Genomic DNA, 21,629 nt, shown 5'->3' with positions numbered 1-21,629 from the left:
TCCCCCTAGCGTTTAACAATTACATGCCTATACTTCTTCAAATAACATATTATCGTGCGTGGCGAGCGTGGTGTTCCAAGCTGATTTGTTGATCATGCTCACTTGTTAAAACTGGCTGAGTATAATCTCGGGATGTCATGGATGTGTAAGAATGAATGGAGCTTATGAAGTATATCGTCATTTTTAGTTTAAATTTTAGATAATCAAACAAGTTAGTTAGCGAGCATAGAAATTTATTTTATTTACTAAATTTGAAAACGGAATCATGATCTAGAAGTCTTGTATACGTCGACTACATGATTTTTTCGCTACCGTTCAAGTATTATCAGTAACTATAGTTTAGACAAAAACGTTATCGAAATGGACAGGGTAAATAAGAAACGACATTGGAACAGAAAGATTGAGATGATATACTGGGAAGTATCATTAATTACCATTTTATATATGTTTTGTGGTACATGGAGGAGAGCGGTATGATTAAAAGAATTAAAATCATTATGGGTATCGCCACGATTATTGTTGTTGCAGCTATTGCAGCGCGTATGTATACCTCGGGTCAATACACTATGTATATCCCCAGCAAACATACGACGTTTCGAGCAGAGGTTACAGATCATATGAGCATGCTGGATAGATTGGATCGACTGACGATTAGGAAAATTTCAATTGCAGATCCGTATAATGAAGAAGATGAAGTGACGATTACAGATCCCACAGAGATTAGAGATATGCTGAAGCTGTTGAAGGATGTTGAACTTAAAAGAGTACAGGAATTCGACGTTTCCGAAAGGAATCCATATTACTATGAGTGGCGACTTACCATTAATAAAGAAGGTCGATTTACCGATGGATTCGGATTAACATTCTATAATGACCATGCCGTTTCAATCTACAGTGGGTACAAGACAAGAGACCAACTTCAAGATTACGAAATTACTAATGAGCTCAATATAAATGAGATGGAGCGCCTCTTTGAAAAACTGAAGGAGGAGCAAACATGACCAAGAACAACTATCATGTACGTCCGATCGAAGAACAGGATATCCCTTTTCTGTGGGAGATGTTATACGCATCCCTGCATACACGAGAAGGTGATGAACCTCTCCAACTCGAAAGTGTACATACTCCTGAGCTATCCAAATATGTTGAAGACTGGGGAAGAGAAGGGGATTTCGGGTATGTTGCGGTAGACCAGCATGGTAAGAGATTAGGTTCAATAACATTACGATTCTATACGGATCAGAATGCGGGTTACGGCTATGTGAATGCAGCTACGCCAGAGATGGGGATGGCTGTAACTGAAGGTGCACGTGGAAAGGGCATAGGTACCTTACTGCTTCAAACTGCACTGGATGAAGCCAAACGGCGGGGAATTGAAGCAGTCTCGCTCAGTGTTGACCCGGATAACAAAGCGATTCGCTTATATAGGCGGTTAGGGTTTGTGGAGGAAGGCCTCTGTGGTACATCGGTAACGATGGTGCATGTAAGTAGTCTGGAACCTTAAATGATCTGCGATCTTTCTACTGAATAAGAAAAAGGCGCTCCCTCATGGGAAACGCCTCTTTCTTTTGCCACGTATAGCACATACATGTTCTCTTTAAAATTACGCTGTACTATCTCGATTTATTTCAATAAAAATGCCAAAGCCTCATCATACGTTTCCCATTGGAATTCAGTCTGATGCGCCGATTCTTTGGAAATCCGATTCAATTGCATTTTGGCGATTGCACCGCCTACCGCTACACTGGCCCGCTTCATACCCCACGCTGTCAGTAATTTCTGATGCTCTACAATTTTTTCTTTCGTATCCTGAGGGAATGCCTTCATGCTTCGCATATCGACTAGCACATCAAACGAATTTCCCAATTGTTCCGCTAATCTCTGGATTTCTGTATTCGCTTGTTCGACATGTTCAGGGGAGACAATACCTTCCCAAGTAATTTCAATAATAGATTTAGTTGAATCCAAACGTCTAACAGACATGTAGGCAACTCCTCGATAATAAAATGATATGTATTAATATGAGACTATAAGCCTATTAATTATACCTTTTTATAGCACGAATGAAAACTTAAATCAAAGTTATGTGGTTCTTATGAACTACTTCTTCCTAGTGGAGTTAAATTCAGGGATTGCTTCCATATCGTCAATTGGAAGGAGGTTGAATAGCTAAGAAGCCGTCCAGAGTATGAACTCCAGACGGCTTCTACAACGGTGACACGATAAAGTTCAAGTCCTACGTCAGTTAGAGTCCGATCTTCAAACTGTTACCTTCCGTTGCTACACCTTTGGAAAGGGAAATGCTTAGCTTTTGTTCTGCCGAGAAACCAAGTGTTTCCCCGTCATGCAGTGTGACGTCGTTTTCAACCACATACGTTGTGGTCATGAACATCATCTCAAATACATCGCTTAAGGACTCCGATGATTGCATAATCTCCATCTCTTCTTTGCCAAAGTTACGTAGTCCGTAAGTGTAAGCTGAAGCGCCTTCGGCATTTTGGTATAATCCGATGAAAATCCAGAGCGAGACGGGCATCTCATCATGCTTGATTCCACGGCTGGTCTCGACATATTGACTGGCTTCAACCACAAGCGGGGCCATGTATATTGCGAGCGCGTGATCCAACTGCAATAAGGCACTCGCTGTCTGAGTGAACAGAACATGTCCCTCAATAGCATCTGTTGCGTTCAGAACAGAGACAATAATCTGAGACTGGTGTCGTGAGGTAACTTGCTCTGCTTCTCGCCAAAGGATGTTAAGTTTGGCATTCTCCTCAACTTCACGGTCAGGCACAGGCGCAGCAATGTGGGCACATACCACCTGCATTCCATTCACTTCAAAGAAGAGATTGCCCTCCTCCGGGCTTTCCTCAATCTCAATATTCCATTCGTTTTTCATATTTCTGATGAAGAGGTCAAAATCACAATCGTCACGCTCCAGCAGGACAAAACCCACGATGGTTTCATTGTAATTCGTCGATTCGACAGCACCACCTGCAGGTACCTTCTCCTTTTTGCGCCGCCGAAGCTTGTCAAACAATCCCATGACATGTTCTCCTTCCAATTCCAGATCGATTCTGGTCATTGTACACTGCTATCTATTCACTACCTTACCATAAAGGAGTTAAACATGAATCGCAGCAATGCACCAAACGACAGAAATTACAGGAACAGAACTAGCAACAATGCAATGATCGCAGGCAATCCTTGTTTAATAATGATGGAACGTGAAGAAGTAGCCCCTCCATAGAGAGCTGCGATAATCACACACGCCAGGAAGAAAATCTGAATATGCTGTCCAACGACAGCATCCGGATATACGAGTCCCCAGATCAGACCTGCCGCAAGAAATCCATTGTAAAGACCTTGATTGGCCGCGAGAGATTTGGTGGATTTGGCGAATTCCGGCGTGAGATTAAAGGTTTTCATTGTGCGTGGACGAGTCCACATAAACATCTCCATCACCATGATATAGATGTGTTCGACAGCTACAAGAGCTACAAAAATGATACTAATCAAAGGAAACACCTTACTTTCTATATGTAATTTATTTACTTGTCCATCTTAGTATAAATGTTTGCAACGAGAACGGAAAGAGCAAAATTAATTTTTAACAATTTAATTGTGTATTATCTAAAATGTTTATCATTTTCCAAGTGCGTTATGATGTTGAAAATAAAAAAATGGATACAAAGATAAGCATACGCCGATTGTCGAAAATCCATTCATTGGGTAATAATGAACAATAAAGAAGTGATATTGCTCAGGAATGAGAGGAGATTACGATGGGAACTGTTCAATTCGTTCTGTTAGCGGATGATCCGTCTACATTTGAGACACAAGTTGTACCTTTTATCGATATTGAGCTTGCTGGAATACCTGGTGACCGTCATTATGGTCTGCTTCGTCCAGCGGATTCGCGTCAGAAGATCTACAAGCGCGGCACACCGATTGCGAATCGCCGCCAGATCAGTATAGTTTCTGAGGAAGAGTGTGCTCTTATAGCTGAGAAAATGAACATTCCTGAAGTGCGTCCAGAGTGGCTTGGGGCCAATATGCTAGTCTGTGGCATTGATCGATTGACGGAACTACCTGCTGGAACGCGGCTTCTATTTCCAAACGGGACGGGGTTAATATGCGAAGGAGAGAATCTTCCTTGTGTACATCCAGGGAAAATCATTGAGCAAGTATATGAACAGGATGGTTTACGCAAAAAGTTCGTGCCAGCCGCTCGAAAAAAACGTGGTATCGTCTGCTCGGTTGAACGAGAGGGTGTAATCTATACGGGGGATACCATTGAAGTTATACGCCTGTCCTGAATTTTTAGGGTCAGGTTGTTTAGTTGATCAAACCTCGCTGCTACCCATTCAGTTGTTAGCGTTTAAGTACTCCTCCGGTGTGCTGCCGATAATGGACTTGAAATCTCGGATGAAATGGGATTGATCATGATATCCGAGATCCTGAGATAGCTCAACCAGATCACAGTGAAGACCTCGCTCCATCCATTCTGCAGCATTTTGCAGACGATACAACTTGATTACGGTTTTGGGTCCAATGCCCACATACTGATTGAACAAGCGCTGAAGCTTTCTTTTATGAATATTCCAATAAGAGGACAGATCATCCACTCTCAACATCTCCCGGTTCTGCTCAATCTGCTGCACAATATCGTTAACCAGCGTCGTTTGGGCATCCTCAGCTGGAAGGTGCGCACATAATAGCTGATCGATGTAACTGATTTTATCCGCATCATCTCCATCCTCGAGTAGCCGTTCTTCCAAGGACCCTGCTGTGACATCAAGAATACTAGAGACATCCATCGGTTGTCCGTAAAGTGAAGAGACAGGAACCCGGAGGAAGGGATAGAACCCGCCTGGGTTGAACTTCACGCCAAATACGCGACCTTTCCCGCTCACAAGGTAGGAGAATTTACGTCCCGATGGTCCGAAGAAAAACGTATTGTTCCGTTCCACAACCAGATTGACACAGGGGTTAGGCACGACATGTTGGGGATACGGTTCAAGTCCAGTCAGATCCCACGATACGATCCAGTAATGTTTAACAAAAGGACGAAGTGCTTCGGAAGGAGCATGGCGTGTCAGTTGATATTTATGGTCACCTTCATTCAGATTCAGCAGGCCCATACTTGGTCTGTCTCCTTGTTCTACCTGTTTCATGGGACTATCCCTCCTGCTGTTCTCACTTTATTTAGGTTCTCTGAATAATAATGCCCGCACAGCAAAACGGGGTAAAATGAGTTGTCTGCGCCATCTCGAAGGTTGACTGAGGAGGCGATAGAGCCATTCCAGGTTAAGCTTCTGCCATATCGCAGGGGCACGTTTGGTTTTGCCAGCCAGAATATCGAGACTACCTCCCACACCTATGGCTACACGAGAACTTAACTGATGTCGATATTTGTTAATCCAGTGTTCTGCATGGGGTGCGCCAAGAGCTACGATAAGAAAGTCCGGTTGAGCAATACAAATCTCTTCCGCAATCTGATGCCCCTCATCTGCCTGGAAAAACCCATGGTGTCTGCCTTTGACGACAACTCCTGGATAACGTTGTGCAATAACTTTCACGGCCTGTTCACTGACACTTTCCTCTGCTCCCAGCATATAAAATGACCAGTGTTTTCGATTGCCTTCCTCCAATAAACGAAATAGAAGATCACAACCGGTTACCCGTTCAGTCAATTGTCCGCCCCGCAAACGGGATACCATCACAATGCCAGCGCCGTCAGCCGTAACTAACCCGGCTTGATCGACGATGCTGCGAAGGGAGGCATTATTTTGACAGGACATGACGATCTCGGGATTTCCTGTGATGACATGGAACAGTTCAGTGTTTCCCTGATCTACGACTTCACCAAGGATCGCAACGGTTTGATCCATCGTGACATTGGGAAAAGGGATACCCATAATATTTGTTGATTGGCTCATGTCTCATTTCCTTTCTGATTCTGTCCCATGAGTGAATGGGGGACAAGCTTATGCGTGTGAAGTTCATGTATCATACTGTCAATCAGGTTATCGAATGCATGTACGTTTGGATCATAATCGTGTAACAGATACAGTTTGCCTGAACGGCCAATGGCTGTGACTGCAGAATAGTAGTATCCGGTTAATCCTAGACAATAACAATCTTCATTAGCGTATTTCAAGATCGAATGCATCTCTGCGGAACAACGCAGTGTCTCTTCAGCATTCGGAATTAAATGAAATTCATATTCATGCCAAGGGCTTTCATCAGGCACTTCTCCGGAGATATGGCTATAGTATTTAAAATATATAAGTTCATCTATTCCCCAAAACTCTTCTAGAAACGATCGGGCAGCAGGAAATACATCTGCGGATGTAGAGCACTGCTCTATGTATGCCGAGATGTCAACGCAGCGGTTCTCATACCAGCCTGCCTTTTGCAGCAATTGAATCATTTGTTGATAAGGTAACAATGAGGATTGTGACGTTCCAGTCATATTGAACAACTCCTGTTATTTCATTCCAGTTTAGTATATCTGATCTTCTGGAAAAGGACTATATAACCTGATGTCGCGTTTTTACAATACGACCTTTGGGGTATAACGATAGGATAGGAGTGCGAGGTTGGTAGATCGCATATCCAATACATAAAGGGAGTGAGTCCATGGAACTCAAATATGAGTTTTATATCAATGCAGGGTTGGAAGATGTGTGGAATGCGCTGATTTCACCAGACGGCACACGGAACAGCTTTTTCGGGAGTGAACTTCGTACCAATTTTCAGCCAGGTCAGCCGTTTGCTTATGTAGGGCCGGGCAATGATGGTCCAGAGACTGTCCATGTGTATGGAGATATATTAGAATTCGAACCGTTGTCCAGACTCAGCTATCAGGAGCATCCAGGTCCATCATATCATGCGAACCATGCCGAGCTTCAATCCAGAGTGGCTTTCCAGTTGGAGACTGTGGGGGAGTGTACGAAGCTTACGCTGATTAATGATCAATTCACGGATAACCATCCTTCTTTTGCAAATGCACAGAGTAGCTGGTGGATGATCCTGAGCAGTATCAAAACTTGGGTAGAGACGGGAAAAACACTGAATTTTGGCTGGTAGTTAGCTGGCAAGAGGCAGTCATTAATGATTGATTATAATAATAAAAAAATATATATAACAAATGAACCAGTGCTGATTCAGCGCTGGTTCATTTTGTTTATACAAATTAAGACTATAGCTCTACATTTAATGTCTAATGATGTCGAAATATATATCATATGACCTAAGAGGAGAAATGAACATGTTTCGTAAAAGCACTGAATCTACCAAACAACTTCGTATAGATGAGCATCAAAAATTACTGGAGTATAGTCGTAAGCTAGTTGCAAACGCAGAAAAGGGCGACTATGGTACATGGGTCGAAGATGGTATTGAATTTCAGAATACCGATGAAATAGCCAGTAACATCAAAAAAGCAGTACATATGATGAAAGCACAAAACGAAGCTGTGGAGATGCGTCTTAAGATGCTGAACCAGGCGATGAATGTGGGATTATGGGAATCTGAAATCGTTGCCGGTGATGCGCTGGATAACAATAATATCATCGCATTTTCGAATGAATTCCGCCAAATGTTAGGCTTCCATAATGCCAAGGATTATCCCGATTCGTTTGCAAGCTGGGCCAAATCCATATATCCGGATGACAGACCTCAACTGGTGCAGGAGATTATGAAACATGTGAATGACGCTGGAGCAACGACTGCGTATAACGTAATCAGTCGTATGATTACGAAAAGTGGAGAAATCCGCTGGTTCCGATGTCTTGGACAAGTCGTCCGAAATCAGGCTGGCGTTCCGGTCAAACTTCTGGGCATCATGTTTGATATTCATGAGGAGAAGAGCAAGTCTGATGAGCTGGAAGCACTCGTCACCCGATATGATCTTGTTAACCGCGCCTTGGTCGAGGCCCCATGGGATATGACCGTTGTGGCTGGGGATGTCGTTAACCCGAATAACGAATTTTGGTGGTCCCCTCAGTTCCGCAGAGAATTAGGATTTAAAGACGAGCAGGATTTCCCGAATGTGTTCAACAGCTGGAGCAGCCGACTTCATCCGGAAGATCATGATCGGACGATTAACGAATTCGCCAGACATATGAACGATTACAGTGGTCGTACGCCGTATGATCTGGATTATCGATTGCAACGCAAAGACGGGGAGTATCGGTGGTATCACGCAGGTGGGGAGACCATCCGAGATCATGATGGAGTGCCGCTTCGTGTAGCTGGAACCATTCGAGATGTAACCCATGAGAAGAATAAGGAACAGATTGTGGAAGCCATGAATCTGAAAACAAAACAATTGTCGGAGTCTATTGGCGAGATGGTACGTGGAATTAACTCGATCACCGATCAGGCACAGGATTTGGTTACTGCACAAGAATTATCTGCCGATGCAGCCATTCAAGTGAAAAGCAGCGCAGATGATACCAAAAACATTACCGTGTTTATTCGTGAAATTGCCAGTCAGACTAATCTGCTCGGGTTGAATGCAGCAATTGAAGCCGCGCGAGCGGGAGAACTGGGACTAGGGTTCGGCGTCGTTGCAGGTGAAGTGCGGAAACTGGCTGATCACAGTTCAGAGGCCACAGTAAATATCGAAGACAGCATGCAGAAGATGAAAACACTGATTGATCAGATTCTTGAACATATCGGTAACATGTCCACTCTGACACAAAATCAGGCTGCCCTGACACAACAGGTGAATGCATCGATGGATGAGATCAATAACATGTCACAAGACCTGGTTAATTACTCACGGAATTTATAAACTCGATTTCGTTTGTTATAACATCACGATTATTGGCAACAACATCAACAAAAAACCACCGGGAGGCTGAAGTGCTCCCGGTGATTTTTTGTATTTCTATTTATAGCTAAGATTACAGCGACATCTTCATCTGTTGGATTATACTTGTTGAACTTTGATCAGGTTCGTGTTACCGGATTGACCGATTGGAACACCAGCGGACAATACAATGATGTCGCCTTTTTCGATGTAACCTGTTTTGATTGCGTTACGTGTAGCAGATTCGAACATTTCATCCGTTGTGGTTACTTTGTCGCCCATAACCGGAATGACACCGGAGAGCAGGCAGATTTTCGCCAATACTTCTTCATGTTGTGTAACAGCGATGATTGGTGCTTTTGGACGATATTTGGAGATCATACGCGCTGTGAATCCACTTTCAGTGGAAGTGATGATTGCTTTCGCATTCAGTACGAGGGAAGAACTTACAGCGCCCTGACTGATGACTTCAGTAATATCAGCGATCTGTTGAGCAGATTTTTGTGCGAATTGCTCTTTGTAATCGATCATCGTTTCAGCACGGCGAGCAACAGCAGCCATCGTACGCACGGATTGTACCGGATATTTACCAGCAGCTGATTCACCAGACAACATTACAACGTCTGCACCTTGAAGTACAGCGTTCGCCACGTCACTTACCTCGGAACGGGTTGGACGCGGGTTCACTTGCATGGACTCCAGCATGTGAGTAGCTACGATAACTGGTTTACCAGCGCGGTTACATTTATCGATCATTTCTTTTTGCATCATCGGTACGTCTTCGATCGGTACTTCAACCCCGAGATCTCCACGAGCTACCATGATACCGTCAGATGCTTCAATAATATCGTCCAGGTTAGTCATACCTTCCTGGTTTTCGATTTTGGAGATGATCTGTACGTGGTTTACACCGCGTTCTTTCAGAATGCTGCGGATTTCACGGATGTCGTCGCCTTTACGAACAAAGGATGCTGCGATAATTTCGATATCGTTTTCGATTCCGAATCCGATGTGCATAACGTCACGCTCGGTTACACCTGGCAGTGTCGTTTTGATACCTGGCAAGTTAACCCCTTTGCGTGGTTTCAGAATGCCGCCACTGATGATTTTACAATGGATATCGGATCCTTCCACGGACAGTACAGTCAGATCCACAAGGCCATCATCGATCAGGATACGATCACCAGGTTTCACAACGAGGTTCAGTTCTGGATAGTTTACCGAGATACGCTCAGCGTCACCAAGAATTTCTTCGGTAGTGAGGATCAGTTCTTTACCGGCTTGCAGGTGGCAGGATGCTTCTTTCAATTTGCCGATACGAACTTCCGGCCCCTTGATGTCCATCATAATAGGGATATACGTGTTTAGTTCGGAAGCCGCTTTACGGATATTGTTAATCCGAGTAACGTGATCTTCCAGCTCGCCATGAGCCATGTTCAGACGGGCAACGGTCATACCTTCCTGAATCATTACTTTCAATAATTCGATTGAGTCACAAGCAGGTCCCATCGTACAAATGATTTTTGTTTTTAACATGCTAATTTCCTCCTCATAATTTTGCTTATATGTGTATTGTAGCGTTTTCTGTCGAAACAGGGTATGAACTATAGTACAATGATTAGAGTATAGTCCAGTAATGAGGTGAGTTATGGTCACTCCACTTGAAGTACGGCATATTAATGGTGTTGGTTGGTACGAAGAAGCTGTGCAATCTCAAGAGACTTGGCGGCTTAGTTTGGTTACTTATGGAAAATGTGTATATTGGGTGAACGGTGATAAACAGATCATGGAAAAGGGTGAATTGCTCCTCATTCCAGGTGGTGTTCCATATTATGGCAAGAGTATTCCTACGGTAACGCACACACAGATTGTGATTCAACTGCAGCGCGACCATGCGGAATGTCTGCCTGCATTGGAACGTTATGAGGCTCTGCGGCATAAACCCGGATGTTATGAACTGATCCATCAACGTATGAGCGCTATCCATCAACAGTGGCAGGAGCAACCGTCTTATTATGTCATGATGAGTCAAGCCTTATTGATGGAAGTGTTGATTTATATGAACAGGGAGCTTGATCGGGGAGTCATTCCGCCAGAGAGACATAATCATGTTGAACGGATGAAGCGATACATTGAGCGTCATTATCGGGAAAGAGTGACAAAGGAAGAACTCGGAGACGAGATTAGCAAGACACCCAACTATGCTGCCGCTTTATTTAAAAGCATGACGAATCAGACAATTAGCCAATATGTCCATGATCAACGGATGAAACGAGCTGTATATCTGCTCACTGAATCACAACTCTCAATCCAGGAAATTGCCGAATTTCTCGGCTACCGGGATCTGTCTTATTTTTACCGTATATTCAAGCGTATAACGGGAAGCCCGCCATCTGATCTTCTCCATGAACGCCCACCTATAGTATGAAACGTGTAGTTAACCACAGAGAAGTTCTTCTATATAATAGGTTTAACCAAATTTAATGGAAAATAAAAAGAGGGCCGAGGCCCTCTTTTACTTTGCGACAGGATAATCATCCTGCCTGTTTCATATATAAATAAAATCCGCTATACATGACTGCTTGAATTAGAAGCCGTGAGCGGTTGCTTGCCTTTTTTTCGTGCCTGCCCAAGACGAACGGCAAAGACATGTACAGTCCAATACGCAGCCTCTGCAAATAAAATCCCTCCGGCGATGTCGAGTAAAGAATGCTGTTTTACAAATACCGTCGAAGCAATAATCAACCACAACCATACCGACCAGGAGATCCGTGCTAACGGCTTAAAGTTCAAGTGTCTGTTAATGATAATAAATAGCAAGTAGCTGGTCAGAACGTGAACACTTGGGAAACAGTTGAAGGGCGCATCATTCGTATAGATAAACTGTACCAACACGCTGCTCAGATCTGTTCCGCCGACCTCCGGGCGAGGTACATGGGTAGGGAACACCGCAAAACAGACATTGGCAGCCATGACACCAACATTATAGGTAATCAACGTACGCCAGAATAGCGACTTGTTCGTCAGACCCAAATAGAGAAATCCAAGATACAGAATGGGCATCCAGCTAATGTACGGATAAATAAATTCTTTGAGAAAAGGAATCTGTGTATCAATCCAAGCATAATTGTAGAATACATCACTTCCGGTATTGCTGCCTAGAAATACGTAAATGGAGCCTTGGAGCGGTATGCATAGAATAGCCAGTAAATGCCCCCAGCGCTGAAAGAATGCTTTCATAGTATCCCCCTGATTTTCATTATGCATTGTGAAACTATTGTTTTTGTTACTTCATAGATATATGACGTTGGAGAGTCGCTACACCCCTGCAGCATTGAACTCTTCTACTACTATAATGGACAGGTGAAGGCGTAATCCATACCTGATTTTAGGGGAAAAGCAGTCAGGATAAGTCTCTTTTTTGTTACTTTTATAGTTTTATCCATAATAGGGATATTCAATATACGGACGATGTGATACAACTATATTGGCATATAAGTTCATATGACAACGAACAAAGTAAAATACAATACATGAAATAAGGAGGTGAATGTATGATTAATTCGCAAATCAAGCCAAAACATTCCTTTTCTGAGCGCAAACCTGTACTCACCGTCGTTATTATTGAGCTACTTCTCTTGTTGGCCGTAGTTGCAGCAGGGGCTATTGCGACGATAAAGCAACTTGACTACACGTTCCCTGTACTCATTTCCTTTACACCCATAGCCATTGTGCTGATAATCTATTTGACGCTAAGGCGTAAATGGGAAAAGACCGGTTTCCGTTCCTTGCGAAGTATCCCGGCTGGCCATGCAAAGTATTATATTCCACTACTCCTTGTACTGGGTACACTTGCCCTGAAAGGATTTGGGGAGCTGAGCCTGTCACGAGTAGCCTTTTTCATCTTTTTCACCTTGCTCGTGGCTTTTGTTGAGGAAACGATCTATCGGGGGCTGATTTTCAAAACATTGCTTCAAAAGAGTGCAGTGGCCGCTGTCGTGACCTCCAGCATCTTGTTTTCAATTACCCATCTCCTGAACGCATTGTCTGGTCAGAATTTGACAGATACGATCATGCAATTGATCTATGCGCTGCTCCTGGGAGCTGTGCTGGCATTATTAATGCTGAAGAATGGAAATATCTTGCCGCTTATTTTGTTTCATTTTATACATAATCTGATTCAATTTCTCGGCAATGATCTACAGGACACAGGGACACTTCCATACGATCTGTTTATACTGGCAGTACTGATTGTATACTGTGCATGGTTAGTGTGGAGCCATCGAACGAATTCATCTATTCCTCCCCAAGGAAATGAGCAGTGCAATAGGGTTGTTCGTTAACGGATTCACTTGGAAGTGATCACACAGTTTCCCGTCAGCGGTTGGATCATGGTATACTTCAGTCTGGCGGGAAGACATGCGTGTTCATAATACGAAGTCTGCCGATCCGTACATTATGTACAGACAGTAGGTGATATTGTGGAAAAGACTGCACAGGGAGTAGCAGAATGGATGGTTCAAGAGATTAAATTCACAGGAACACTTCATCAGGAAGCTGCCATAGAATATGTGAAGACGAATTTTGGTGAAGAGTTTGTTTTTGTGAATGAGAACGGTAATACTTCATTGTCCAAGGAAGTGAAGAAAGCTTTCCGGAAGCTTCATCGCGGGCAGATCGCCTGGGATCGGGATGCATTTATGTGGGCATGGACATAGGGCGTGAACCTGTGGTAAAATGACTCTTTGGTTGTATTGGATATGCATGTCAAAATATTTTATAATAAATGTATAAGTTGGATTGGATCTGCATATCCTTTCATAAGACCGCACATAAGCGGCTGGGTATTAGAATGACGGTAAAGTCTGTCCCCGCGCCAGGTAATAACATGTATTTCCAAAGCTGTTTGAAAAGAAAATACAAAGATTTGCTTTTTGGCTGAGTTGGAGTTATAATAAAAACAAGTTGTAGAGAGTGGAAAACCTAATTCATATATTGTAAAGGGCGATCACTTATAGGTTTATGACTGGTACCTTTTTCAATGTGTGAATTTTTATTTGCTTGCTGCAAAGAACAAAGGAACATGTTAATTTTTATTTGGAGGTGTAATTCACATGCAAAACGGAACAGTAAAATGGTTCAACGCTGATAAAGGCTTCGGTTTCATCGAAGTTGAAGGCGGAGAAGATGTATTCGTACACTTCAGCGCTATTACAGGCGATGGCTTCAAAACGCTGGACGAAGGTCAACGCGTGCAATTTAAAATTGTACAAGGAAACCGTGGTCCTCAAGCAGAAGAAGTTGTAAAACTGTAATTAAAGCATAGCTGCCTTTAACATGTTAAAATGGTAAAGGCAGCTTCTTTTTTTTGACGAAATTTGACCCAATAGTTGTCGAAGCAGGAGTTCAGTGGAATGTAAAACTTCTGCTAAGTAGTGGCTTCTGTGAAATAACGTCGGTTAGATGTTTTTCCATAACAAAGGGGGTAGAAGTCATGTATAATCGCAAAAAACCGTTGGAAGAGATTCCACAAGCTGATGCGGCAATCTGGGAATGTACGAGTGATACGTGCAAAGGATGGATGCGGGACAATTTTGCGTTTGATAACGTACCTACTTGTCCAATATGTGCTTCTGAGATGGTTAGCACGACTAGGATGCTGCCATTGCTTGAGAATTCGAATAGTAATCTGAAAACGATGCCTAAAGGAAATCGGATTTAACATAGCTTACCCGCCTCTAACGAGGTGTTTTTTTTTAAGTTAAACCTGACACCCTGTGCGAAGGTAAGGGTATTAAATATGAAGTTCCCGGCATTCGTTTTGGCGAATGCCTTTTTTTTGTACCATTTTCACCATAATGTCTGATCGTAAAAATGAAAATATATTGTGATTGACGTGTATCGTATAAACAGGACAAAGACCCTTTTCGCTATATGCAAAAAGGGTCTTTGTTATCACTACAATTTTACCACTAACGGATTTGGGGTTAGATGAAAAGGAATGGGAGCAACAGTAAAGTGGTAACCAGAGCTAGTTCGTACCCTCTGCCTCGCCCATAACCACCGTATCCGCCGCCTCCATACCCGTAAGGTCCGTAGGCTGAAGACTTAACTTTCTTCGCTGATACTGCGTTTTTCTTACCGTTTCTGCGAAGTTGTTGCTTGGATTTCACCGAAGATAGGCGTGGTCCCTCGAAACATCCGTCCAAATATACCTTTCCATCTCGACAGCCTCCAAGTGTACCATACATGTGCTTACCGTCATTCATGATGAGACACACGGGGCGTCCAACGTGCGGTGACACCGTTTCTTCACATACCGGATGAATTCTATGCATGCATATCCCCCTCATAGTTGCGGTTTGCCGCTTAAAATCAACGGTTTGTATATCATAGTAAAAAGAAAGTGATTTGGTATGGACGAGTACCCGGAAACGGGTATGGGGAGGAGCCGTTTTTGAGTTTGCTCCATACACTGGTAGGAGTGAAGGGAGGGGATCTCTTGGATTATCATGACTTGCTGGCTCGGCTAGGGGAGGGGAGTGCTCATCCTGGAGGATTTTTGGCAACGATGAAGTTGCTTGATGACTTATCTCTACCTGTGGGTAGTCATATCCTTGAGATAGGATGTGGCACCGGGAGGACTGCGTGTTACTTAGCTAAGAATGGATATCGGGTAACAGCGATTGATCTTCATCGCAATATGTTGGATAAGGCAGTTCGGCGAGCGAGACGAGAGAGGTTGGATGTTCGATTTGTTCGGGCCGATGTAGCAGCGTTGCCTTTTCCGGAAAATCATTTTGATGTGGTATTCGTGGAGTCGGTTACGATATTCACCCCATGGCGGAATGCGCTTGCTGAATATAAAAGAGTGTTGAAGCCCGCTGGACTTTTGGTGGATCGGGAGATGGTTCTATCTGGCCGGAAGACTGAATTGATGAGCCGCAGGTTGAAGCAATTTTACGGCATACGGACCCTGGCAACGGTGGCAGCATGGAGAAAACGCCTCAAACAGAGTGGTTTTACCAAGGTGGAAGTCAAAGAGCATTCGCGATCCATGGGAAAATGGGGCGTGGATCATGATCCTCATCGCGAGATGGATATGAAGTGGTTTGAAGACGAACGTTTGCAACGTATGAGTCGCACCAATGATCGTTTGCTTGCTAAATACGGCAAAAAATTGGGGTATGCTGTATTTGAAGCTAGGGCACCGTTGGATATCAAAAAGGGCAGATAGTAAAATAGGAAGGATATTAGAAAAGGCAACCCACACTATTGTGAGTTGCCTTTCCGTTAGTTCGTATAGAAGGCATTATAGCATATCGTTGTCGATAATACGCCAGTGGTGCTTAAGCAGCGATTCCAATTGGTTTTTATCTTTGGCTCGAAAAGCACTTAAAATTTGACGATGCTCTTCGTTGACTTCGAGAAGGACTTCAGATAGCTTTGGCTTATTATCGCTAACATACGACTGCCGGATGAAGCTGTTCTTCAATGTGCTTAACATCTCAATCACTGTGGCGTTACCACATCGCTGGATGTACAGGTTATGGAACTGGTATTGATTCTTGTTGTAAGCGGCAAGATCAAGCTGACTGATATCTTCGTCCATTCGGACAACCAGAGTTTCCATCTCTAGCAGTTCAGATGGTTTGAGGTGGTCTACTGCGAGTGTGGCAGCGAGTGCTTCCAGTACACCGATCGCCTGGGAGAACTCCAGTTTTTTGCCTGCATCAAAAGGAGTGACAATAAATCCTCTGCGTGGGATGTATTGCAGTAGATTGTCCGAAGCCAGCTGGAAAAGCGCCTCCCGAGTGGGAGTGCGACTAATGTCCAGCTTTTTGCATATTTCGGCCTCGTTGATCTTCTGGTTGGGGAGTAGTGTCCCGTCCTGAATCTTCTGGGCAATGTAATCGTATACGTGATCTTTCAAGGACCGGTATTTAGGTACCTCCATACCGAATCCTCCTTTCTATGTATAGTGATAATTGGATGGGTATAGGGCCATACTGTGCGCGCCGTTCAGGAGTTCCAAGTTTTTATCATCTTAACACCGAGGGGGAAGTTGGGCAAGCGAACTTCATGTTTCAGCCGATGTAAATGCCGTGTCATATATAGTACATTTTATGGAATTAGAGCGTATAAATGTTTAAATAATGATTGTGATAAAATGAATTGTTTGTTAGTATTACTTACATATAAGTCCATATATTGTCTTATGTATATTGTATACAAATTTATTGTTATGCTACTCATTCAAAAAAAGAATAGGGGTATGATGTGTGAAAAAAGTGCTGTTGCCAATGATGATGTTGTTAGTGGTTGTGATTATGTCTGCTTGTGGGCAGGAAAAAACGACAGCAACCGGATCAGACTCTGCTTCGTCTTCGGAAAGTAGTTCTGCGGCAAAGGAAGTAATCGTACTTGGAACCAGTGCGGACTACGCACCCTATGAATTTCATAAGAAAATTGATGGTAAAGATACCATCGTAGGTTTTGACATCGAGATTGCCAAAGCCATTGCGGCTGATCTGGGAGCCGAGCTGAAGATTGAGGACATGGATTTTGATGGTCTTCTCATGGCCCTGGGTACGGATAAGGTTGATTTTGTAATATCAGGCTTAACCCCTACCGAGGAACGAAAGAAGAACGTTGATTTTACGGATATCTACTATTATGCAGAACAGGCTGTACTTGTTAGAGAAGGAGAAGATGCGGCATTAAAGTCCGTGGATGATCTATCGGGCAAGCAGGTTGGTGTACAAAAGAGTTCCATTCAGGAAGGGATTGCTCAGGAAATAGAGGGAGCAAAGCTCACTTCTCTGGCTAAGATACCTGAGCTGATTCTGGAGTTGCAGACGGGGCGGGTAGACGCACTTATTCTGGAAAAGCCGGTGGCTGAACAGTATGTGAAGAACCAAGAGGGACTTGTAGTTGCAGGTGTAGAGATTGAACAGGCTAAAGATGAGGGCGGTTCGGCCATCGCGGTGAAGAAAGGTAATCAGAAGCTGCTGGATCAGATCAACGCTACATTGGAAAAACTCAAAACCAACGGAGATATTGAACGTTTCGTCGTTGAAGCGAATGAGATGCTCGGTGAATAAACCGGACGAGTGAGGGATATGCCGTGAATTTAGATTTTTCCTTTCTATTAGAACATTGGCAGGATTATGCACGAAGTGCGTTGGTTACACTTGAGCTTTCCTTTTTCGGCGTATTATTTGGTACGTTACTTGGTGTGATCATGGCATTAATGCGATTATCCCGAATATGGCCAATTAAATTTGTGGCATCAGCGTATATTGAACTCATTCGAGGAACGCCAATGCTGGTACAGATTCTTATTGTTCATTATGGTCTGACGGTTATAGGTGTGAACTTGCCGGCATTTATGTCAGGCGTGGTAGCTCTGACTATGAATAGCTCGGCTTATATGGCTGAGGTGTTCAGGGCCGGGATTCAAGCGATTGATAAAGGGCAGACGGAGGCCTCGCGCTCCCTTGGCATGACGCATGGTATGACACTTCGCTACATTATATTGCCGCAGGCTTTTCGTAACATGCTTCCAGCCATCGGCAATGAATTCATTATTATCATTAAAGATTCTTCACTTGTCTCCATGATCGGCATAGCCGAGATTATATACACGGCCAGAACGGTTCAGGGGGTTACTTTCCAGCCGCTTGCTCCGCTCCTTGTTGCCGCCGGCCTTTATTTTATAATTACATTTACACTGGCTAACTTGCTTTCCTGGTTGGAACGTAGACTGTCTACTTCTCGTTAAACGGAACAGGAATGGATTAGATAAGAGTCGGAAGTAGGCTAGTGTGGAAATACTGAGATGTAGTCGTAAATGGTGGTGACATCGCATACATTGGTATTGTATTTTGTATACAATATTATGAAAAAGGGGTGTTGGAGGTATATGCCAGATTCCCGGATATTAATGGATTGGTCGGAACGTTATGCTGCACCTAATTATCATCCGCTCCCTATCGTCATTGTACGGGCGGAGGGGGTATGGGTGGAAGACCCTGAAGGCCGCCGTTATATGGATATGTTAAGTGCTTACTCTGCGTTGAATCATGGTCATAGACATCCTGTGATCATCCAGGCACTCAAGGATCAAGCGGACCAAGTTACACTGACATCACGGGCGTTCCATAGCAGCTCGGCTTCTCTTTTCTATCAGAAACTCTCGCAATTTACGGGTAAATCAAAGATTCTCGCCATGAATACAGGAGCGGAAGCGGTGGAGACTGCGGTAAAAGCGGTGCGCAGGTGGGCATATCGTTGCAAAGGTGTGCCGGAGAACCAAGCCGAAATCATCGTATGCTCTGGTAACTTTCATGGGAGAACGCTGACGGTTACTTCCTTTTCTTCTTCAGCGGAATATAAAAAAGATTTTGGACCGTTCACACCTGGATTCCGGATTATTCCCTATGGGGATATTGAAGCACTGAAGCAAGCCATTACACCCAATACGGCTGGCTTTCTTGTGGAACCCATTCAGGGCGAAGCCGGAATCGTTATTCCGCCTGATGGATATTTGGCTGAAGCTTTTGCTTTGTGCAAAGAACAGCAGGTGTTGACTATATCTGATGAGATCCAGACTGGATTTGGAAGAACGGGTCGCCGTTTTGCCTCCGATTGGGAAGGTGTTGAACCAGACATCTGGGTTATGGGCAAAGCGCTGGGTGGTGGGGTCATGCCGATCTCGGCTATTGCTGCTGATGCGGAGATACTGGATTTGTTTGAGCCAGGATCTCATGGGTCTACGTTTGGAGGAAATCCACTAGCCTGTGCCGTGGCTATAGCAGCGTTGAAAGTTCTTGAAGACGAGAAGCTTGCTGAACGCTCGGAGCATCTGGGGAACTATTTTATGAAAAGACTTCGTGATATTCGCAGTTCAGCCATACGGGATATTCGTGGGAGAGGGTTATTTATTGGTGTTGAACTGCATGAATCGGCACGTCCTTATTGCGAGAGTTTGATGTCTGCTGGTTTGCTGTGTAAAGAAACACATGAGACGACCATTCGGTTTGCTCCGCCGCTGACGATTCAAGAGTCTGAAATTGACTGGGCACTGGAGAGAATTGAGAGGGTCTTGATCAACAATGAAGGAGCTGATCTACATGATGAATGAAGATGATGTCCATGGTGGCATAAAAGATACTTCTATTAATACAAGTCATACGTCTGTGCGGCGCAATGTTGCCATCATTAAGGTTCCTTTCGGACTCGGTGGAGCGAGAGGTGGTGCAGAGTTGGGACCGGATGAACTGATTACAGCTGGATTGAAGCGGGAAATTGCAAGTCTTGGGTTAGTGCTTTCCAAGGAGGTGCGGGTAGCTTGTCCTTCTGAAACTGCTTTCCCTGCTGGGCGAAATCGTGTGAAACACTTAAATGAAGTGCGCCAAGTCAGTGAGAAGGTATGTAATGAAGTATCGTTTGCGGTAGAGGAGGGCGCCTTTCCACTTGTGCTTGGAGGAGATCATAGTGTGGCGATAGGCACTTTAGCCGGTTTAACTGCGCACTACTCCAATTTGGGTGTGATCTGGTTTGATGCACATGCAGACTTGAACACCGAAGAGCACAGCTTGTCCGGTAACATGCATGGGATGAGTGTGGCGGCTTCCTTGGGGCATACTGCATACAATCTGTCGCACATTGCTGGAGCAGGGGCGTTTATTGATCCATCCAATCTGGTCTATATTGGTCTGCGTGATCTGGATGAGTATGAGAAAGAACAAATCAAAGGACTGGGAATCCAAGCATTTACGATGCATGATATTGACCGAATGGGGATAGAGCAAGTTATTGAGCAAGCGATAGCTACAGCGGGAAAAGGGACAGACGGTATTCACATCAGCTTTGACATGGATTGTCTGGATCCTAGAGAAGCTCCGGGTGTAGGTACCCCAGTACCGGGGGGGTTGAATTACCGAGAGGCGCATTACGCATTGGAGCTACTCGCTTCCACGAATCAAGTTACGTCTATGGAACTGGTTGAGGTGAATCCGTTGTTTGATCACAATAGACATACAGCGAGACTTGGCGTGGAACTGATTGCTTCGCTTTTGGGTAAACGCATTTTGTGAGAATTAAATTTTGATGAGGAGCGTATATGTTATTTCGATTGAATGATTGCTTTTTTTATATAGAAGGAAAGAGTACTGCTGAGAACCAGGGCTAGTCGCAACTCATATGATGCTATCGTATTGGGGCGGCTTCTCTGGTTATGTTTAATGAATGAGTGTAATAGTAGTTTTATGAAAGGAAGCTGAGGTTTGCTTATATGTGTAGGGGAAGACAGATACATAAAGCGCGGATGAAATGGATTTAATATCAGGAGGTAGTACTGACAAGTACAATAGAAGAAAGATATTTCATGATGAAATAGTAAAGAAGTTCGTTTATTAAATTTATCAAAAAAATACTTGCAATGAAAATCTGTACATGGTATATTCTAATTCCGGCCAAGAAAACACAGTTTACACGGTGCGGCAAGCGAATGAAGTAAGCTTCGAAAGAAACTTAAAAAAAGAGCTTGCAAAGTTGGTTCGGATGTGATAAGATATAAAAGTTGCTGAAGAGAAAGACATTCGGTAACAAAATAAGTTTGATCTTTGAAAACTGAACAACGAGTGAGTAAACATTCTGCTTGCAGAATGAACGCGAAAGTATGAGACAAGCCTTGGCTTGAATCGACTGGAGCACAAATGAGATTTTTAATCTCGTCAGTTTCAAAATGAGCATATCGCTCTTTTCAATACTTTATTGGAGAGTTTGATCCTGGCTCAGG

At 43.8% G+C, this 21,629-nt stretch carries 25 protein-coding genes; 15 read left to right on the top strand and 10 right to left on the bottom strand.

What is annotated here, in order from left to right:
- Positions 1-473 precede the first annotated feature (473 nt).
- Positions 474-1,001 (top strand): hypothetical protein, encoded by a 528-nt coding sequence (locus tag OM416_RS31440; protein ID WP_264936230.1) that lies wholly within the window; start codon positions 474-476, stop codon positions 999-1,001.
- The gene (locus OM416_RS31435; protein ID WP_264936227.1) at positions 998-1,504 is read left to right on the top strand and encodes a GNAT family N-acetyltransferase; all 507 of its coding nucleotides are present in this window, start codon (positions 998-1,000) and stop codon (positions 1,502-1,504) included. The genes OM416_RS31440 and OM416_RS31435 overlap by 4 nt, the downstream gene beginning before the upstream one ends.
- A 119-nt stretch (positions 1,505-1,623) precedes the next feature.
- Here the strand turns inward: OM416_RS31435 and OM416_RS31430 are convergent, their stop codons facing one another.
- The 3 genes from OM416_RS31430 to OM416_RS31420 form a co-directional block, all read right to left on the bottom strand.
- Entirely contained in the window at positions 1,624-1,983 is a 360-nt protein-coding gene (locus OM416_RS31430) for a hypothetical protein (protein WP_264936225.1), read from the bottom strand.
- 262 nt (positions 1,984-2,245) lie between these two features.
- Positions 2,246-3,085: a DUF4261 domain-containing protein gene (locus tag OM416_RS31425; RefSeq protein WP_264936222.1), complete on the bottom strand. Its 840-nt coding sequence runs from the start codon at positions 3,083-3,085 to the stop codon at positions 2,246-2,248.
- 77 nt (positions 3,086-3,162) lie between these two features.
- Positions 3,163-3,519: a DUF1304 domain-containing protein gene (locus OM416_RS31420; RefSeq protein WP_264936220.1), complete on the bottom strand. Its 357-nt coding sequence runs from the start codon at positions 3,517-3,519 to the stop codon at positions 3,163-3,165.
- 266 nt (positions 3,520-3,785) lie between these two features.
- On the opposite strand from OM416_RS31420, the gene OM416_RS31415 reads away from it, so the two are divergent.
- Positions 3,786-4,319 (top strand): MOSC domain-containing protein, encoded by a 534-nt coding sequence (locus OM416_RS31415; protein WP_264936217.1) that lies wholly within the window; start codon positions 3,786-3,788, stop codon positions 4,317-4,319.
- A 48-nt stretch (positions 4,320-4,367) separates the two neighbouring features.
- Here the strand turns inward: OM416_RS31415 and OM416_RS31410 are convergent, their stop codons facing one another.
- The 3 genes from OM416_RS31410 to OM416_RS31400 are packed head-to-tail and all read right to left on the bottom strand — an operon-like array spanning position 4,368 to position 6,478.
- Complete coding sequence (locus OM416_RS31410) at positions 4,368-5,177, bottom strand: helix-turn-helix transcriptional regulator (protein ID WP_264936215.1); 810 nt, start codon at positions 5,175-5,177, stop codon at positions 4,368-4,370.
- A 27-nt stretch (positions 5,178-5,204) separates the two neighbouring features.
- Positions 5,205-5,942, bottom strand: a complete 738-nt coding sequence (locus OM416_RS31405) for a WecB/TagA/CpsF family glycosyltransferase (protein WP_264936214.1) — start codon at positions 5,940-5,942, stop codon at positions 5,205-5,207.
- Positions 5,939-6,478 (bottom strand): SUKH-3 domain-containing protein, encoded by a 540-nt coding sequence (locus OM416_RS31400; RefSeq protein WP_264936211.1) that lies wholly within the window; start codon positions 6,476-6,478, stop codon positions 5,939-5,941. Before OM416_RS31400 ends, OM416_RS31405 begins: the two co-directional genes overlap by 4 nt.
- Before the next feature lie 167 nt (positions 6,479-6,645).
- Between OM416_RS31400 and OM416_RS31395 the strand changes: the two genes are divergently transcribed.
- Both OM416_RS31395 and OM416_RS31390 read left to right on the top strand, forming a co-directional pair.
- On the top strand, positions 6,646-7,095 hold the full coding sequence (locus OM416_RS31395) for an SRPBCC family protein (protein ID WP_076334250.1): 450 nt from the start codon (positions 6,646-6,648) through the stop codon (positions 7,093-7,095).
- A gap of 181 nt (positions 7,096-7,276) precedes the next feature.
- Positions 7,277-8,806 (top strand): PAS domain-containing methyl-accepting chemotaxis protein, encoded by a 1,530-nt coding sequence (locus tag OM416_RS31390; RefSeq protein WP_264936207.1) that lies wholly within the window; start codon positions 7,277-7,279, stop codon positions 8,804-8,806.
- Between the two features lie 138 nt (positions 8,807-8,944).
- Here the strand turns inward: OM416_RS31390 and pyk are convergent, their stop codons facing one another.
- The gene (gene pyk / locus OM416_RS31385) at positions 8,945-10,360 is read right to left on the bottom strand and encodes a pyruvate kinase (protein WP_264936205.1); all 1,416 of its coding nucleotides are present in this window, start codon (positions 10,358-10,360) and stop codon (positions 8,945-8,947) included.
- A gap of 112 nt (positions 10,361-10,472) precedes the next feature.
- Between pyk and OM416_RS31380 the strand changes: the two genes are divergently transcribed.
- Complete coding sequence (locus tag OM416_RS31380; protein ID WP_264936202.1) at positions 10,473-11,252, top strand: helix-turn-helix transcriptional regulator; 780 nt, start codon at positions 10,473-10,475, stop codon at positions 11,250-11,252.
- 140 nt (positions 11,253-11,392) lie between these two features.
- Here OM416_RS31380 and OM416_RS31375 read toward each other — a convergent pair whose 3' ends face one another.
- A complete protein-coding gene (locus OM416_RS31375; RefSeq protein WP_264936200.1) occupies positions 11,393-12,064 on the bottom strand; it encodes a phosphatase PAP2 family protein in 672 nt (223 codons plus the stop codon).
- A 314-nt stretch (positions 12,065-12,378) separates the two neighbouring features.
- Between OM416_RS31375 and OM416_RS31370 the strand changes: the two genes are divergently transcribed.
- The 4 genes from OM416_RS31370 to OM416_RS31355 all read left to right on the top strand — a co-directional run bounded on the left by OM416_RS31370 (position 12,379) and on the right by OM416_RS31355 (position 14,546).
- Complete coding sequence (locus tag OM416_RS31370) at positions 12,379-13,167, top strand: CPBP family intramembrane glutamic endopeptidase (RefSeq protein ID WP_264936198.1); 789 nt, start codon at positions 12,379-12,381, stop codon at positions 13,165-13,167.
- Positions 13,168-13,305: 138 nt separating this feature from the next.
- Positions 13,306-13,542, top strand: a complete 237-nt coding sequence (locus OM416_RS31365) for a DUF6953 family protein (RefSeq protein WP_264936196.1) — start codon at positions 13,306-13,308, stop codon at positions 13,540-13,542.
- A gap of 396 nt (positions 13,543-13,938) precedes the next feature.
- Positions 13,939-14,139, top strand: a complete 201-nt coding sequence (locus tag OM416_RS31360; protein ID WP_017691122.1) for a cold-shock protein — start codon at positions 13,939-13,941, stop codon at positions 14,137-14,139.
- Positions 14,140-14,318: 179 nt separating this feature from the next.
- On the top strand, positions 14,319-14,546 hold the full coding sequence (locus tag OM416_RS31355; protein ID WP_017691121.1) for a cold-shock protein: 228 nt from the start codon (positions 14,319-14,321) through the stop codon (positions 14,544-14,546).
- 265 nt (positions 14,547-14,811) lie between these two features.
- Here the strand turns inward: OM416_RS31355 and OM416_RS31350 are convergent, their stop codons facing one another.
- Entirely contained in the window at positions 14,812-15,162 is a 351-nt protein-coding gene (locus OM416_RS31350) for a hypothetical protein (protein WP_264936191.1), read from the bottom strand.
- Positions 15,163-15,281: 119 nt separating this feature from the next.
- Between OM416_RS31350 and OM416_RS31345 the strand changes: the two genes are divergently transcribed.
- A complete protein-coding gene (locus OM416_RS31345; protein ID WP_264936189.1) occupies positions 15,282-16,061 on the top strand; it encodes a class I SAM-dependent methyltransferase in 780 nt (259 codons plus the stop codon).
- A 75-nt stretch (positions 16,062-16,136) separates the two neighbouring features.
- Here OM416_RS31345 and OM416_RS31340 read toward each other — a convergent pair whose 3' ends face one another.
- Positions 16,137-16,781, bottom strand: a complete 645-nt coding sequence (locus OM416_RS31340) for a GntR family transcriptional regulator (RefSeq protein WP_264936188.1) — start codon at positions 16,779-16,781, stop codon at positions 16,137-16,139.
- Between the two features lie 325 nt (positions 16,782-17,106).
- Here OM416_RS31340 and OM416_RS31335 point away from each other — a divergent pair, with 325 nt between their 5' ends.
- The 4 genes from OM416_RS31335 to rocF all read left to right on the top strand — a co-directional run bounded on the left by OM416_RS31335 (position 17,107) and on the right by rocF (position 20,925).
- Positions 17,107-17,928, top strand: a complete 822-nt coding sequence (locus OM416_RS31335; protein ID WP_264936186.1) for a transporter substrate-binding domain-containing protein — start codon at positions 17,107-17,109, stop codon at positions 17,926-17,928.
- Between the two features lie 23 nt (positions 17,929-17,951).
- On the top strand, positions 17,952-18,608 hold the full coding sequence (locus OM416_RS31330; RefSeq protein WP_264936184.1) for an amino acid ABC transporter permease: 657 nt from the start codon (positions 17,952-17,954) through the stop codon (positions 18,606-18,608).
- A gap of 141 nt (positions 18,609-18,749) precedes the next feature.
- Entirely contained in the window at positions 18,750-19,970 is a 1,221-nt protein-coding gene (locus OM416_RS31325; protein WP_264936182.1) for an ornithine--oxo-acid transaminase, read from the top strand.
- Complete coding sequence (rocF, locus tag OM416_RS31320) at positions 19,960-20,925, top strand: arginase (protein WP_264936180.1); 966 nt, start codon at positions 19,960-19,962, stop codon at positions 20,923-20,925. Before OM416_RS31325 ends, rocF begins: the two co-directional genes overlap by 11 nt.
- Positions 20,926-21,629: the final 704 nt, after the last annotated feature.

Origin of the sequence: Paenibacillus sp. LS1 (assembly GCF_026013365.1) — a bacterium.
GTDB lineage: Bacteria > Bacillota > Bacilli > Paenibacillales > Paenibacillaceae > Paenibacillus.
The sequence above is the reverse complement of the archived record's forward strand: the minus strand, read 5'-3'. Positions and strand labels throughout refer to the sequence as shown.